General features: G+C 70.5%; 14 protein-coding genes, 1 pseudogene and 1 riboswitch. Of the genes and pseudogenes, 7 read left to right on the top strand and 8 right to left on the bottom strand.

Going from position 1 to position 14,351, the window contains the following annotated elements; all coding sequences use genetic code 11:
- The first annotated feature begins 190 nt into the window (after positions 1–190).
- On the top strand, positions 191–493 hold the full coding sequence (locus tag ACIOMQ_RS27285) for a hypothetical protein (RefSeq protein ID WP_327274997.1): 303 nt from the start codon (positions 191–193) through the stop codon (positions 491–493).
- Positions 494–807: 314 nt separating this feature from the next.
- On the opposite strand, the gene ACIOMQ_RS27290 is transcribed toward ACIOMQ_RS27285, so the two are convergent.
- Positions 808–2,190, bottom strand: coding sequence for a DUF445 domain-containing protein (locus ACIOMQ_RS27290; protein ID WP_401756896.1), 1,383 nt, complete (start codon positions 2,188–2,190; stop codon positions 808–810).
- 144 nt (positions 2,191–2,334) lie between these two features.
- On the opposite strand from ACIOMQ_RS27290, the gene ACIOMQ_RS27295 reads away from it, so the two are divergent.
- Both ACIOMQ_RS27295 and ACIOMQ_RS27300 read left to right on the top strand, forming a co-directional pair.
- Positions 2,335–3,585, top strand: a complete 1,251-nt coding sequence (locus ACIOMQ_RS27295; protein ID WP_402190774.1) for a GDSL-type esterase/lipase family protein — start codon at positions 2,335–2,337, stop codon at positions 3,583–3,585.
- Between the two features lie 59 nt (positions 3,586–3,644).
- The gene (locus ACIOMQ_RS27300; RefSeq protein WP_401988032.1) at positions 3,645–4,085 is read left to right on the top strand and encodes a hypothetical protein; all 441 of its coding nucleotides are present in this window, start codon (positions 3,645–3,647) and stop codon (positions 4,083–4,085) included.
- 140 nt (positions 4,086–4,225) lie between these two features.
- Here the strand turns inward: ACIOMQ_RS27300 and ACIOMQ_RS27305 are convergent, their stop codons facing one another.
- The 4 genes from ACIOMQ_RS27305 to ACIOMQ_RS27320 all read right to left on the bottom strand — a co-directional run bounded on the left by ACIOMQ_RS27305 (position 4,226) and on the right by ACIOMQ_RS27320 (position 7,831).
- The gene (locus tag ACIOMQ_RS27305; RefSeq protein WP_362205418.1) at positions 4,226–4,924 is read right to left on the bottom strand and encodes a DUF1707 domain-containing protein; all 699 of its coding nucleotides are present in this window, start codon (positions 4,922–4,924) and stop codon (positions 4,226–4,228) included.
- A gap of 70 nt (positions 4,925–4,994) precedes the next feature.
- Positions 4,995–6,095, bottom strand: coding sequence for an ATP-binding cassette domain-containing protein (locus ACIOMQ_RS27310; RefSeq protein ID WP_402190776.1), 1,101 nt, complete (start codon positions 6,093–6,095; stop codon positions 4,995–4,997).
- Positions 6,096–6,150: 55 nt separating this feature from the next.
- Positions 6,151–7,011, bottom strand: a complete 861-nt coding sequence (locus ACIOMQ_RS27315) for an ABC transporter permease (protein ID WP_389799703.1) — start codon at positions 7,009–7,011, stop codon at positions 6,151–6,153.
- A 19-nt stretch (positions 7,012–7,030) separates the two neighbouring features.
- The gene (locus ACIOMQ_RS27320; protein WP_401268510.1) at positions 7,031–7,831 is read right to left on the bottom strand and encodes an ABC transporter permease; all 801 of its coding nucleotides are present in this window, start codon (positions 7,829–7,831) and stop codon (positions 7,031–7,033) included.
- 170 nt (positions 7,832–8,001) lie between these two features.
- On the opposite strand from ACIOMQ_RS27320, the gene ACIOMQ_RS27325 reads away from it, so the two are divergent.
- Complete coding sequence (locus ACIOMQ_RS27325; protein WP_402190778.1) at positions 8,002–10,425, top strand: transglycosylase domain-containing protein; 2,424 nt, start codon at positions 8,002–8,004, stop codon at positions 10,423–10,425.
- Here ACIOMQ_RS27325 and ACIOMQ_RS27330 read toward each other — a convergent pair.
- The 3 genes from ACIOMQ_RS27330 to ACIOMQ_RS27340 all read right to left on the bottom strand — a co-directional run bounded on the left by ACIOMQ_RS27330 (position 10,419) and on the right by ACIOMQ_RS27340 (position 11,635).
- On the bottom strand, positions 10,419–10,739 hold the full coding sequence (locus tag ACIOMQ_RS27330; protein WP_362205189.1) for a multidrug efflux SMR transporter: 321 nt from the start codon (positions 10,737–10,739) through the stop codon (positions 10,419–10,421). The genes ACIOMQ_RS27325 and ACIOMQ_RS27330 overlap by 7 nt on opposite strands.
- Before the next feature lie 40 nt (positions 10,740–10,779).
- Positions 10,780–10,844, bottom strand: a riboswitch (guanidine-III (ykkC-III) riboswitch).
- A gap of 70 nt (positions 10,845–10,914) precedes the next feature.
- On the bottom strand, positions 10,915–11,253 hold the full coding sequence (locus tag ACIOMQ_RS27335; protein WP_030923137.1) for a co-chaperone GroES: 339 nt from the start codon (positions 11,251–11,253) through the stop codon (positions 10,915–10,917).
- Positions 11,254–11,314: 61 nt separating this feature from the next.
- A complete protein-coding gene (locus tag ACIOMQ_RS27340; protein WP_401756886.1) occupies positions 11,315–11,635 on the bottom strand; it encodes a DUF3618 domain-containing protein in 321 nt (106 codons plus the stop codon).
- Between the two features lie 128 nt (positions 11,636–11,763).
- On the opposite strand from ACIOMQ_RS27340, the gene bcp reads away from it, so the two are divergent.
- From bcp to ACIOMQ_RS27355, 3 genes and pseudogenes are all read left to right on the top strand, one after another.
- Positions 11,764–12,231, top strand: coding sequence for a thioredoxin-dependent thiol peroxidase (bcp, locus tag ACIOMQ_RS27345; protein ID WP_362205195.1), 468 nt, complete (start codon positions 11,764–11,766; stop codon positions 12,229–12,231).
- Positions 12,232–12,365: 134 nt separating this feature from the next.
- Positions 12,366–13,862: a glycine betaine/L-proline transporter ProP gene (gene proP / locus ACIOMQ_RS27350; protein WP_362205198.1), complete on the top strand. Its 1,497-nt coding sequence runs from the start codon at positions 12,366–12,368 to the stop codon at positions 13,860–13,862.
- A pseudogene (locus ACIOMQ_RS27355) lies at positions 13,859–14,297 on the top strand (hypothetical protein). Before proP ends, ACIOMQ_RS27355 begins: the two are co-directional and overlap by 4 nt.
- The last annotated feature ends 54 nt before the right edge of the window (positions 14,298–14,351 follow it).

Consider the following 14,351-nt stretch of genomic DNA (forward strand, 5'->3'; position numbering starts at 1 on the left):
CCGTACGGTGCTCGGCGGCAGGGGCGGCGCAGGGGCGTTCGGACACGAACCAGGGGGTGCACGTCCGTTCACCCCTCAGAGTAAACGCTCGTGCACCCCCTCGGCGACAGGAACTGCGGGCCTCGCGTTAGCCTCGAAGCCCCGGGCTCCCGTCCCGGACGACACGGACAAGAAGGCGAAGGTGGCTGCGATGGCGAAGGTTCCGGCAGCGGCGGTGGCGGCGAGCGGGCTGGTCGGCGGTTACGCCGTCGCACGGTGGACCAAGAAGCGGCCGCTGGGCGGGGTCGCCCTCGCCGCAGCGGGCAGCGTCGCCGCGTACGAGTGGAACCGGCAGGCCGGACCGCGCGCGGCCGTCGGGCTGACCACCGCGTATGTCGCCGCGTTCGCCGGTTCGCACCCGCTGGCCAAGAAGGTCGGCGCCTGGCCCGCCGTGTTCGCCGTCGCGGGCGGCGTGGCCGCCGCGTCGTGGGCGGTCACCCGCCGGGCCGCCTGAATCGGGTCGACCGCGCGAATCGGATCACGCGAATCGGATCGACCGCGCGCTGCCCCGGACCAATCACGTGCTGTCTCGGATCGACCGCGTGCTGCCCCGGATCGACCACGCACTGCCGGTGACGACCCGCCGGACGGGTTGAACCCGGCCGGGACCCCGTACGTATGCGGGAGCGCTCCCCCGCAGGGACCGGGTGGGTTCTCAGCCGAGCGCGAAACGCGACATCACGATCACGGCCCTCCCCCGCGGGGACCGGGTGCGTCCCGTACGACAGGACGGGCACGCACCCGGAGCCCTCTCCGCGAAACCGGTCCCTACGCCCCCAGCGCCCACGACACGGTGTAGATCAGCAGCCCCGCCAGCGCACCCACCACCGTGCCGTTGATCCGGATGAACTGCAGGTCGCGGCCGATGTGCGCCTCGATCTTCTTCGACGTCTGGTCCGCGTCCCAGCTCGCGACGGTGTCGCTGATCAGCGAGGTGATCTCCGCGCGGTACGTCGTGACGACGTAGACCGCCGCGTCCTCCAGCCAGCCCTCCAGCTTGGCCTGCATCCGCCCGTCCGTCGCCAGCCGCGCGCCGAACGTCAGCAACGACGCCCGTGCCCGCAGCCGCAGCTCGCTCTGCTCGTCGTCCGCCGCCGCGATGACCATCGTGCGTACGGACGACCACGCCGACGCGATGACGTCCTGGACCTCTCCGCGCCCCAGGATCTCCGACTTCAGCCGCTCCACCCGCGCCCGGGTGTCCGCATCCGTCTGGAGGTCGGACGCGAAGTCCGTCAGGAAGGTGTCGATCGACGCGCGCGCCGGGTGCCCCGGCATGTCCCGCATCTCCGTGACGAAGCGCAGAAGCTCCTTGTAGACCCGCTCCCCCACCCGCTTGTCGACGAACCGCGGCGTCCAGCCCGGCGCCCCGCCCTGCACGGCGTCCATCACCGAATCGCCGTGCAGCACCAGCCAGTCGTGGGCGCGCACACAGATCAGGTCCACCACCCTGCGGTGGCCGCCGTCGGCGACGATCTTCTCCAGCATCTTGCCGAGGCCGGGAGCGATCTCCGCCGCGTTGGCCCGCCGGGTGATCGCCTCACCCACCACGGCCTGCACATCGGAATCCCGCAGCACCGCCAGCGCACCGCGCAGCGCGGTCGACAGCTCGGCGGTGACCCGGTCGGCATGCTCCGGCGCGGCCAGCCAGCCCCCGAGCCGGCCGCCGATGTTGAGGGCGTGTATGCGGCTCCGCACGACATCGCCGGAGAGGAAATTCTCGCCGACGAAGGAACCCAGCGAGGCTCCGAGCTGGTCCTTCTTGGTGGGGATGATGGCCGTGTGCGGGATCGGCAGGCCGAGCGGACGCTTGAACAGCGCCGTGACGGCGAACCAGTCGGCCAGCGCACCCACCATCCCCGCCTCGGCGGCCGCGGCGACGAAGCCCGGCCAGCCGCCCACACCCGCGCTCTTCGCCCAGGTGGCGAGGACGTACACGAGCGCGACCAGCAGGAGGAGGCCCGTGGCCGTGGTCTTCATCCTGCGTACGCCACGCCGCTTCTCCTCGTCGGCCGCGGTGTACGCGAACGCGGCGAGGGGGGCCGGGCGCCCGTCGGGCGCGGGACGGGCCGCGCCCGCCGCCCGCTCCCGGACACGCTTCTGCTGCCCCGCACCCTGTTCCCCGGGTCCGGTCCGATCGATCCGTTCCATCCGCTCCACCCGTCCGCGTACGCATCGCCCCCGGTGTCCCGTACGCATTGTCCCTGCCTGACCTACTCCCGGGCCGCACGCCGAGTTCCCGACACCCTGCCCCATCATGGGATCAGCCCGACCGATCGAGGAGAAACACCGCCCATGCCCAGGCGCCAGGGGTACGCCCTGCTCATCGCCCTCGTGGCGGGCACCGCCGCGCTCGCCACCGGTGTGGCGTTCGCCGGTTCCCTGCTGTTCGCCGGCACCGGCGCCCGGTCGCGGCAGATCGTCGCACCCGACCCGCGGTCCGTGGCCCGCACGCCCGCCGCACCGGCCCACTCCGCCGGCCGCTGGTTCGGCACCTGGACGGCGGCCCCCACCGCCGGGGTGAGGGAGACGCACCGCGGCGGCGATCCGGCCCCGCGCACCATCCGTAACGTCGTGCACACCAGCATCGGCGGCGACGCGGCCCGCATCACCCTCTCCAACGTCTTCGGTACGCACCCGCTGGTCGTGGACCACGCCACGGTGAACACCCGCCCCGTGACGTTCCGGGGCGCGGACACCGTGACCGTCGCCGCGGGCGGGCGGGTCGTCAGCGACCCGGTCCTCGTCCCGGTCGCCGCGGACGCCGATCTCGTCGTCACCCTGCGCACCCCCACCGCCGAGGGCCCCGTCACCCTCCACCCGGGCGCCCACCAGACGTCGTACGTGGAGGACGAACGGGGCACCCGGCGCACCACCGACTGGCGCTACCTCACCGCCGTCGACGTACACAACACCTCCGCCGCCGGGACGATCGCCGTGATCGGCGACTCGCTCACCGCGGGCACCGGCTCCACCCTCGACGCGAACAGCCGCTGGCCCGACGTGCTCGCCGACCGGCTGGGCGGCCGGTACGGAGTGGTCAACGCCGGCATCGCGGGCAACCGCATCCTGCGCGACGGCCGCGGCGTACGGGCGAGCGCCCGCTTCGACCGCGACGTACTGGACGTCGCCGGGGTGAAGACGGTCGTCATCGCGCTCGGCATCAACGACGTGCAGCAGGTCCCGCAGGAGACCGACCCGCAGCGCATCACGGACGCCCTGCACTCCCTGACCCGGCGCGCCCACGCCCGCGGACTGCGGGTCGTCGGGGCGACACTGATGCCGTACGAGGGGTTCCGCACCTGGACACCCGCGCAGAACGCCGTCCGGGAACGGGTCAACGAGCTGATCCGGGCGGGCGGCGTCTTCGACTCGTTCATCGACTTCGACGAGGCGGCCCGCGACCCGTACCGCCCGGATCGGCTGCTGCCCGCCTACGACTGCGGCGACCACCTCCACCTGAACGACACGGGCTACCGGCGGCTGGGCTCGCTGGTGGACCTGCCGGCCCTGCGGCACCGGCAGCCCGTCTCCGACCAGCTCTGACGCCCCGGCACCGGAAAATCCGGTTGCCGCTCCCGTCCGGTGTGCCGCCATACTCCGGCATGAGCAGATACGCACAGGTCATCGTGCTGGCGTTGTACGCCGACGACGTCATGGAACCCCTGACCCGGCCCGACGAGACACGCAGCTGGCGGGGCGAGTTCCGGTCGCTCGACCTGTTCGCGGGCGGCTGGGTCATCGAGTTCTACCGTGTGGGGCAGCGCAACGGACTGCTGCGGCATCTGGAGTCGCTCCCGTGGCCCGACCCCCGGAAGGTGCAGGTGCTGATCCACGACGAGGACGACGACGTCTTCGGCCTGTGGATGATGCGGGACGGTGCCCTGACCGAGGTGCAGCTGCCGGACACCCGGCGCTACCACGCGGCGGCGCCGACGACCGATGAGTTCGCGCCGAGCCCGGGGTTCCTCTGGCTGGCGGGCGGGCCCGACGCCGAACGCACGGACCTGTTCACGGAGCGTCAGGATCCGCGCCCCGCCTGGTAGGGACAGAGCCGGAGCGGCAGGGAGGGGAGCGCCGGGGGCCCGTCCCGCCGGACCGGCCCCAGTCGAACCGCCCGTCGCCCTTCTCCCGCCTGACCGGCCCAAGTCGAACCGCCCCTCACCCTCTTCCCGCCGGACCCGCCCTAGTCGAGCCGTCCCTCGCCTTTCTCCAGCCTGCCCCGCCCGCGCTCCCGGTCCAGCTCCCGGGCCCGCTCGGCCTCCTTCAGCCGCCGCTTCTCCGCCTTGCTGCGCTTGTGCTCCACACCGACGCCGCCCATCAGCGCGAACCCGGTGACCCGCACCCGCGGGGATTCGGGGGACGGAACCCCCTCGTCCTTCGCGCGCTCGCCGAAGCCGCCCATGAAGCCGATGCCCCTGACCTCCACATTCAGCTCCGGCGGGACCGTCACCTGAATGCCGCCCATGATCGTGATGCAGCGGATGACCACCTCGCGGTCCTCGAAGTTGGCCTCGCGCAGGTCGATCTCACCGCCGCCCCACATCGCGAACGCGGTGAACTTCCGGCCCACCGTCCAGTTGCCCCGGCGCCCGAAACCGCCCCACATCGCGAACGCACCGCCCGATGTGGCGGGCTTGCCGATCCGGTCCGCCCAGCGCGCCGCCGAACCGGTCGCCGGGCTCACCGGGGCCCCGCTCAACGGGGCCCCCACCGTGCCCGGCGCCGGAAGGTCGCGGACGAGTGGTTCCAACTCCCCGTGCGTACGCGCCTTGTAGGTCATTTCGAGCCGCTGCTCGAACTCCTCCATCTCCAGCCGGCCCTCGGCCACCGCCTCACGCAGGGTCTCGGCGATTCGCTCGCGCTCGGCATCGGAAGCGCGCATGTCCGGGAGATCACTTGTCATACCGTCCAGCCTATTGAACGCGTACGCTCACGTCACCGATCCGCTGCGCCTACCTGTCGCCGGCCGACGCGTACATCTTCGCGATCACGGCCTCGATGTCCGGCTCCCGGACCGACAGATCGACCAGCGGGTAGTCCGCGGCGATCCGGGCCACCAGCGGCGCGGCCGACTCCGAGGCCGGGAAGGCCAGCCACTGCCGCGGACCCTCCACCTTGACCGTACGCACCGAGGGCGCCGACTCCAGCCGGATCGGCGGGAGTTGACGCTCCAGATCGACCACCAGTGTCCGCTCGCTCTCGCCCACCTCGTGCAGTCCGGCGAGCGCCCCGTCGTACATCAGACGGCCGTGGTCGATCACCATCACGCGCTTGCAGAGCTGCTCGATGTCCGTCAGGTCATGGGTGGTGAGCAGCACGGTTGTACCACTGTCGGCGTTCAGGTCCCGCAGGAAGCCCCGGACCTTGGCCTTGGACACGACGTCCAGGCCGATCGTCGGCTCGTCCAGGTACAGCACCTCGGGATCGTGCAGCAGCGCCGCCGCGATGTCCCCGCGCATCCGCTGCCCCAACGACAGCTGCCGTACGGGCACGTCCAACAGCTCGCCCAGGTCGAGGAGTTCGACGCAACGGTCCAGATTCTCGCGGTAGCGGGCGTCGGGAATCCGGTACATCCGGTGCATCAGCCGGTACGAGTCGCGCAGCGGCAGGTCCCACCAGAGCGTGGTGCGCTGGCCGAACACCACACCGATCCGGTGCGCCAGCCTCGTACGCTCCCTGGAAGGGTCGATGCCCGCCACCCGCAGCCGTCCGCCGCTCGGGGTGAGGATGCCGGTCAGCATCTTGATCGTGGTCGACTTCCCAGCCCCGTTGGGACCGATGTAGCCGACCATCTCGCCGCGCGCGACGCGGAAGCTGATGGAGTCGACCGCCCGGACCTGGCGGCGTTCACCGCGCATGAAGCCGGTCTTGCGGCGCACGTCGAAGACCTTTTCGACGTTGTCGAGCTCGATGAAGCCGGTGTCGGTTCCGGTGTTGGTTCCAGCGCCGGTTCCGGTGTTGGTTTCGGCGTTGGTGCCGGTGTTGGTGCCGGTGCCGGTCTCGGCGCCGGTCTCGGCGTCAGCGTCGGTGTCGGTTTCGGTTTCGGTGTTCATCTCCGGTGCCCCTGCCCTGCTCTTCTCGCTTGCCTTGCCCTGCTCGGTGTCTTCGTCAACTGCCCGTGCTGCGGTACGCCCGCAGTCCCGAGCGCCAGGCCAGGCCCGCGAGCAGCCAGCACAGGCCCGCCACCACCGGGGGCAGGAACGCCACCCAGTCCGGCAGGTCCAGCGGATAGTCCCGGCCCAGCACGTACAGCGCGGGCAGCCAGTTCACGAAGGCCAGCGGCACCACGAACGTCACCCCGCGCACCAGGTCCTTCGCGAAGATCGACGGCGGGTACTGGAGCAGCGTGTTCCCTCCGTACGTGAAGGAGTTCTGCACCTCGGAGGCGTCCTGCGCGACGAACTGGAACGCCGCCCCGGCCACGAACACCGCCGCGAAGACCGCCGCCCCGCTCAGCAGCATCAGCGGGATCATCGCCACCTTCAGCGGTGTCCACCCGATGTCCAGCACCACCAGCGCGTACCCGAGGACCAGCGCGCCCTGGGTGATGCGCCCCAGCCTGCGCAGCGCGAACCGGTCCGCCGCGACCTGGGCGAGCACCGGCACCGGCCGCACCAGCAGCGTGTCCAGCGTGCCGTCGCGCACCCGCCGCCCCAGCCGGTCCATCGACCCCATCACCAGGTCGGCGAGACCGAACGCGGTACCGGAGGCCCCGTAGAGCAGGGCGATCTCGGGCAGTGTGTAACCGCCCAGCGCGTCCACGTGCGAGAACATCAGCAGGATCGCGACGAAGTCGAAGGCCGTCACCGCGAAGTTCCCGAACGCCGTCATCGCGAACGAGGCGCGGTACGCCATCGTCGACCGCAGCCACATCGCCGCGATCAGCCCGTACGCCCGGACTCCCTCGACGAGCCTCGACCGCTCGACGAACACCACCTCGGGCGGGCCGGCCGCATCCGCCCCGGCCACCTCCACCGCCCCGGCCGTCTCAGCCACCCTGGACCACCACCCTCCGCGTCGCCACCGACTGCACCAACCGCCCCGCCAGCAACAGCACCAGCGCCCAGCCGCCCTGGAAGGCGTACGCCTCCACCAGCCCCCATCCGGCGCTCCTGCCGAGCAGCACATCGGCCGGCACCTGGAGCAGCGACGACCACGGCAGTACCCGGGCCACGTCGCCCAGCACCCCCGGGAACAGCGTCAGCGGCAGCAGCATCCCGGAGAAGAACATCCCGGCCAGCCCCGTCATCTGCGACGCCCCCGCCCCGTCCAGCAGCCAGAACGCGGAGAGCGCCACCAGGTAGCGGATCGCGAAGCTCACCACGACGCCGAGCGTCACCGAGACGAGGAAGGCCAGCCAGATCCCCGGCGAGGCGGGCAGTGCCAGGTCGAAGGCGAGCGAGCCCAGCAGCATCGGTACGATGCCGCGGCCCAGCAGATGGAACGCGGCCCGCCCCAAGTCACCTGCCATCCACCAGAGTTGGAGGTCCACCGGGCGATAGAGATCGACCGCGACATCGCCGGTGCGGATCCGCTCGATCAGCTCGTCCTCGAAACCGCCGCCCATCATGGCGCAGGTCATCAGCAGCGCCTGCCCCAGCCATACATAGGTGAGCGCCTGGGGCATGTCGTAGCCGCCGAGCCGCGGACGCTCGTCCCACAGCGCCACATAGGTGTACGCCATGATGAAACCGAAGACGGTGTTGGTGAACACTCCCGCCGCCGTCGCCGTCCGGTAGGTGGCATAGCGCCGGAACCCTCCCGCCGCCACCACCGCATACAGCCGCACCATGTTCACCCCCTTCGTTCGGGCGCCCAACGGCGTTGGACACCAAAGCGCACGACCTTAGTCCAGCCGGCCCGGCCGCCGCGACCGCTTTTCAGGGGTCGATCCGGTGCTTATTCCGTGGAAAAGGGCACTATGGGAGAACTGACCGCGGTCGAGGAGTCTGCACGGACATGAGCGACGAGCCACAGCAGCCGGGCGGGGAACACGAACCCCCGGGCCGGGACCCCAGGACCCCGGCCGCCCACGGCAGCCACAGCGGGGAACCGAGCGAGGGAGCCGGCCCGGCGAAGAAGCCCAAGCGGCCCAGGCGCACCGGCTGGCGCCGCGCCGTCCCCACCTGGCGGATGGTCCTCGGCGCCGCCCTCCTCGTCGCCCTGCTCCTGATCGGCGGATTCATCGCCGGGTACGAGCTCGTCGAGATCCCGCCCGCCAACGCCAGCGCGACCGCGCAGTCGAACCTCTACCTCTACAAGGACGGCAGCGTCATCGCCCGCTCCGGCGAGGTCAACCGGGAGAACGTCACACTCGCCCAGGTCCCGCTCACCGTCCAGCACGCCGTCCTCGCCGCGGAGGACCGCGACTTCTACTCCGAACGGGCCGTCGACGTCAAAGCCATGGCCCGCGCCGCCTGGAACACCCTCACCGGCAAGGGCAAACAGGGCGGCTCGACCATCACCCAGCAGTACGTCAAGAACTACTACCTCGGCCAGGAACAGACCGTCGTCCGCAAGATCAAGGAGTTCTTCATCGCGGTCAAACTCAACCGCGAGGAGTCCAAGAGCCAGATCTTCGAGGGCTACCTCAACACCAGCTACTTCGGCCGCAACGCCTACGGCATCCAGGCCGCCGCACAGGCCTACTACGGCAAGGACGCCGGCGGCATCACCACCGCCGAGGGCGCCTATCTCGCCTCTCTGCTCAACGCGCCCAGCGCGTACGACGTCGTCGTCCACCCCGAGAACAAGGCCGCCGCCCTCGCGCGCTGGAACTACGTGCTCGACGGCATGGTCAAGGAGAAGTGGCTCGGCGCCGGCCCACGCGCGGCCATGACATTCCCCGTACCCGGCAAGGTCAGGCCACCCACCGGGCTCTCCGGACAGCGCGGCTACATCGTCCAGGCCGTCGAGGACTACCTCACCAGCAACGAGGTCATCGACGAGAACACCCTGGCCACCGGCGGCTACCGGATCACCACCACACTGGAGAAGAAGAAACAGAACGCGCTCGTCAAGGCCGTGGACGACAACGTCATGTCCCAGACGAGCACCGACCGCAAGGCCGACCGCGACGTCCGTGTCGGCGGTGCCTCCATCGACCCCCGCACCGGCCGCGTCGTCGCCATGTACGGCGGTGTCGACTACACCAAGCAGTACGTGAACAACGCGACCCGCCGTGACTACCAGGTCGGCTCCACCTTCAAGCCGTTCGTCTTCACCTCCGCCGTCGCCAACGGCTCCACCACCCAGGACGGCCGGCCCATCACCCCCAACACCGTGTACGACGGCACCAACAAGCGCATGGTCCAAGGCCCGGCCGGGCCCACCGGATACGCCCCCGCCAACGAGGACGACATCGACTACGGGCCCCTCACCGTCCGCGCCGCCACCGACAAGTCCGTCAACGCCGTCTACGCCCAGATGGCCGAGGACGTCGGCCCCGCCAAGGTCAAGCAGACCGCCATCGACCTCGGCATCCCCAAGAACACCCCCGACCTCGCCCCGTACCCGTCCGTCGCGCTCGGCGTCGCGACCGCCAGCGTCCTCGACATGGCCGAGGCGTACGCCACCCTCGCCAACCACGGCAGACACGGCGCGTACGTCCTCGTCGACAAGGTCAGCAAGGGCGGCGAGGACCTGGAACTCCCCGGCCGACACACCGAGCAGGCCGTCGGCCGCGAGGCCGCCGACACCACCACCTCGATCCTCCGCAGCGTCGTCGAGGGCGGCACCGGCACCGCCGCCCAGGGCGCCGGCCGCCCCGCCGCGGGCAAGACCGGCACCGCCGAGGAGGACAAGGCGGCCTGGTTCGCCGGCTACACCCCCGACCTCGCCACCGTCATCGCCGTCATGGGCCAGGACCCCGGCACCGGCGTACAGAAACCGCTCTACGGAGCACTCGGACTGGCCCGCATCAACGGCGGCGGCACCCCCGCCCAGACCTGGGCCCAGTACACCGAGGCGGCGCTGCGCGGCACCCCCGCCCAGGACTTCGACCTCGACCTCGAAAGCGGGGCCGCCGAAACCGCCCCGCCCACCGGGGGGAACACCAGCCCCGGCACCACCCGGACACCGTCCGGACGCCCCTCCGGCACGCAGCCCGGCAGCCCCGGGAGCACCGCGCCCAGCAGCCCGTCGAGCCCGGGGAGCAACGAACCCGCCCCCGGCGGCACGGGCACCGACAACCCCGCGGCCGGCGGAACCCAGAACGGCGGGCCGGAGAACGGCGGAACCCTGAACGGCGGGCCGGAAAACGGCGGCGGGGACAACGGTGGCCCCCGCGGCGGCGACAACGGCGGCGGGGACGGCAACGGCTTCCTCCCGGGCGCCCGGGGCACCCCGGCACCCCCCGCGCCCCCGGCCGCCCCGCGTCAGTGACCCGAGGTCGCCTTCAGCCCCACGACGGCCACCAGCAGCAGACAGACGAAGAAGATCCGGGCGGCGGTCACCGGCTCGTTGAGCACCACCATGCCGAGAACCGCCGCACCGGCCGCACCGATACCGACCCACACGCCGTACGCCGTACCGATCGGCAACGTCCTCGCCGCATGGGACAGCAACAGCATGCTCGCGACGATCCCGAGACCCGTGAACACACTCGGCCACAGCCGGGTGAACCCCTCGGTGTACTTCATCCCGATCGACCAGGCCACTTCGAGCAGACCGGCGACAATCAGCAGAACCCACGCCATGACGGCACCTCCGACGAGACAGAAAACGCGAACAACACGGGGTGCGTCGTCTTTGCGAAACCCGGTACGGCGCGTCTCGTCGGGGTGGCTCCACCGTAGCAAAGAACACGCAAAGGGCCTGGTGACACCGGTCACCAGGCCCCACTCGCCACTGCCGCCGGACGGCAGCCGCCGACTACAGGTACAGCCCGGTGGAATCCACCGACCCCTCGAACCGGTCCGCCGCCACCGCATGCAGATCCCGCTCGCGCATCAGCACGTACGCCACCCCGCGCACCTCGACCTCGGCACGGTCCTCGGGGTCGTACAGCACCCGGTCCCCCGGCTCCACCGTCCGCACGTTCTGGCCCACCGCGACCACCACGGCCCAGGCCAGCCGGCGGCCGACCGCAGCCGTCGCCGGAATCAGGATGCCGCCACCGGAACGCCGCTCGCCCTCAGGCGTATCGGACCGGACCAGCACACGGTCGTGCAGCATGCGGATGGGCAGCTTGTCGTCGGTGTTCTCGCTCACGCCCCGCAACCTACCTGCCCGCCGCGGCCCCCCGCCCCTCCGGGGTGCACGGACCGCGCCCTCACTTCTTCCGGCGCCGCTTCGACGCCGTGAGCAGACCCACGACGCCCACCGCGAGCAGCGCCGCCGGAATCACCCGCTCCAGACGCGGAGCACCGTCCTCGGACACGAACCGCGCCTTCACGTCCGACACCGTCCGGTTCACCGCGACAAAAGCCCGCCCGGCCGTCCGGTCCACGGCCTCGGCGGCCCTGGCCTTCGCGTCACCCATGATCGTCTTCGGGTGCACCCGCACCCCGATCTCATCGAGCACCACCGCAAGCTGCTCACGCCTGCTGATGATGTCCGCCTCGATCTGCGCAGGGGTCCTGGCATCCGACACTGCGCCGCCTCCGTGGTCCTCGTCCGGTACACCTTCATCGACAGTCTGTCAGCTCGACCGCCCATGCACCCGGCGGCACCCCTATTACGCTCGGTCCCGTACACCCCACGTGCCATCTGAGGAGAACCATGAGCGAGCGACTCCAGCCCGGCGACACCGCCCCCGCCTTCACCCTCCCCGACGCCGACGGCAACGAGATCTCGCTCGCCGACCACCAGGGCCGCAAGGTCATCGTCTACTTCTACCCGGCCGCCCTCACCCCCGGCTGCACCAAGCAGGCCTGCGACTTCACCGACAACCTGGACCTGCTCGCCGGCGCCGGATACGACGTCATCGGCGTCTCCCCCGACAAGCCCGAGAAGCTCGCCAAGTTCCGCGAGAAGGAAGACCTCAAGGTCACCCTGGTCGGCGACCCCTCCAAGGAGACCCTTGAGGCATACGGCGCCTTCGGCGAGAAGAAGCTCTACGGCAAAACGGTGACGGGCGTCATCCGCTCCACGATCGTCGTGGACGAGAACGGCAAGGTCGAGCGGGCCCTCTACAACGTCAGGGCCACCGGCCACGTAGCCAAGATCATCAAGGATCTCGGCATCTGAACCCCGGCCCCCGGCACTGCCCCGTACGGCTGAACGGTGTGAGGGACATCCCATTCGGCCATCGGTCGGGTTTGCAACCGCCATGACCGCGCAGAAGCCTTTCCTGGAACACCCCCCGAGGAGAGGACCCGGCCATGGCGGCCCCCGACCCCCACCAGGCGGCCGACCCGGAAGCGGTCAAACGCCACCCCGCCCTCTTCCGCGCCGTCCGGCAGCGGAAGAACCCGAAGCTGCGCCGGACGGACATCACCGTCACCGACGACCGGGCGGTCAAGCGGGCGGTGAAGGCGGCATCGCTCGGGAACGCCATGGAGTGGTTCGACTTCGGGATCTACTCCTACCTGGCCGCCACCCTGGGCCATGTGTTCTTCCCGTCCGGGAACCACACCACCCAGCTCCTCTCCTCCTTCGCCACCTTCGCCGTGGCCTTCCTCGTCCGCCCCCTCGGCGGGATGTTCTTCGGCCCCATGGGCGACAGGATCGGCCGCAAGAAGGTCCTCGCCCTCACCATGATCATGATGGCGGTCGGCACCTTCGCGATCGGCGTCATCCCCTCCCACGACTCCATCGGGCTGTGGGCCCCCGTCCTGCTGATCTTCTTCCGCCTGGTCCAGGGCTTCTCCACCGGCGGCGAGTACGGCGGCGCCTCCACCTTCATCGCCGAGTACGCCCCCGACAAGCGCCGCGGCTACTTCGGCAGCTTCCTCGAATTCGGCACCCTGGCCGGCTACGTCGGCGCCGCCGGACTCGTCACCGCGCTGACCGCGATGCTCGACTCCGGCCAGATGGAAGCCTGGGGCTGGCGCATCCCGTTCCTCGTCGCGGGCCCCCTCGGCCTGGTCGGCCTCTATCTGCGACTGCGCCTGGACGAGACCCCCGCGTTCCAGAAACTGGAAGGCGGCACCGCCCACGCGACGGAGGCCGCCGACGGCGTCGAGACCACCGCCAAGGGCGACCTCGCCAAGATCTTCCGGCAGTACTGGCCGTCGCTGGTCCTCTGCATCTGCCTGGTCGGCGCGTACAACATCACCGACTACATGCTGCTGTCGTACATGCCGACCTACCTCTCCGACGAACTCGGCTACAGCGAGACCCACGGCCTGCTCATCCTGCTCGCCGTCATGGTCTTCCTGATGCTGATCATCAATCAGGTCGGCAGGCTCTCCGACCGCTTCGGCCGCAAGCCGCTCCTGATGACCGGCATGCTCGGCTTCCTCCTCCTCTCGCTCCCCGCCTTCCTCCTCATCCGCCAGGGCGGCATCCCCGCCGTCACCATCGGCATGCTGATGCTGGGCCTCTCCCTCGTCTGCATGCTCGGCACCATGTCCGCCGCCCTCCCGGCCCTCTTCCCCACCCACGTCCGCTACGGCTCCCTCTCGGTGGGCTACAACCTCTCGGCCTCCCTCTTCGGCGGTACGACCCCGCTGGTGATCACGGCCCTGATCAGCTGGAGCGGCACCGAGCTGATGCCGGCCTACTACGCGATGGCGGCGGCCCTGGTCGGCGCGATCGCCGTGGCCTGCATGAAGGAAACCGCCCAGCAGCCCCTGGCCGGCTCCCCACCGTCGGTGGAGACACCGGAGGAGGCGGCGGAACTGGTCGCGTCCCAGACGCCGGACCCGAAGTTCTGACACCTGGGGCTGCCTCGTCATCGCGGACACTGTCCGAGGCGCTGACGAAGCTCGGGGTCGATCCAAAGAGTTCAACACGGCGATACATCGCCGATCGGATGAAGGAAATGGGCATAGCCACCGGACACTTCGAGCGCGGAGGCACACGCTGGACGAGGGATGTCCTGGAGCCTGTGGTTGCTTCATCGAGCACCATGTGCCAGGTACTGCGGAGCCCCGGCCTCGACGTGGTGGGCGGCCATCGGCGTCGACGAGCGCTGTGCGATGTGCGGTGTGGAGCCGACCTGGCGGGGCCGACCGCTCCCGCTCAAGGTCGATCACATCAACGGTGACTGGCGGAACAATCAACCTCGGAATCTGCGCCTGCTCTGCCCCAACTGCCATGCCGTCATGACCACTTGGTGCCGTGGTGGTGGTCGGCGCCGTGGCATCTGACATCGGGCGGCAGGAGTCTTCCTCCTACCCACCACCGTCACCCCACAGAGGGAA

It is taken from the genome of Streptomyces sp. NPDC087845 (assembly GCF_044742755.1).
Lineage (GTDB): Bacteria > Actinomycetota > Actinomycetes > Streptomycetales > Streptomycetaceae > Streptomyces.

Excerpts from the sequence above, each read along its gene's own strand:
- ACIOMQ_RS27295 (WP_402190774.1), top strand. The coding sequence starts at position 2,335 with ATGCCCAGGCGCCAGGGGTACGCCCTGCTCATCGCCCTCGTGGCGGGC.
- ACIOMQ_RS27330 (WP_362205189.1), bottom strand. The coding sequence starts at position 10,739 with ATGGCGTGGGTTCTGCTGATTGTCGCCGGTCTGCTCGAAGTGGCCTGG.
- ACIOMQ_RS27325 (WP_402190778.1), top strand. The coding sequence starts at position 8,002 with ATGAGCGACGAGCCACAGCAGCCGGGCGGGGAACACGAACCCCCGGGC.
- ACIOMQ_RS27310 (WP_402190776.1), bottom strand. The coding sequence starts at position 6,095 with ATGAACACCGAAACCGAAACCGACACCGACGCTGACGCCGAGACCGGC.
- ACIOMQ_RS27305 (WP_362205418.1), bottom strand. The coding sequence starts at position 4,924 with ATGCGCGCTTCCGATGCCGAGCGCGAGCGAATCGCCGAGACCCTGCGT.
- ACIOMQ_RS27300 (WP_401988032.1), top strand. The coding sequence starts at position 3,645 with ATGAGCAGATACGCACAGGTCATCGTGCTGGCGTTGTACGCCGACGAC.
- proP (WP_362205198.1), top strand. The coding sequence starts at position 12,366 with ATGGCGGCCCCCGACCCCCACCAGGCGGCCGACCCGGAAGCGGTCAAA.
- ACIOMQ_RS27290 (WP_401756896.1), bottom strand. The coding sequence starts at position 2,190 with ATGGAACGGATCGATCGGACCGGACCCGGGGAACAGGGTGCGGGGCAG.
- ACIOMQ_RS27285 (WP_327274997.1), top strand. The coding sequence starts at position 191 with ATGGCGAAGGTTCCGGCAGCGGCGGTGGCGGCGAGCGGGCTGGTCGGC.
- bcp (WP_362205195.1), top strand. The coding sequence starts at position 11,764 with ATGAGCGAGCGACTCCAGCCCGGCGACACCGCCCCCGCCTTCACCCTC.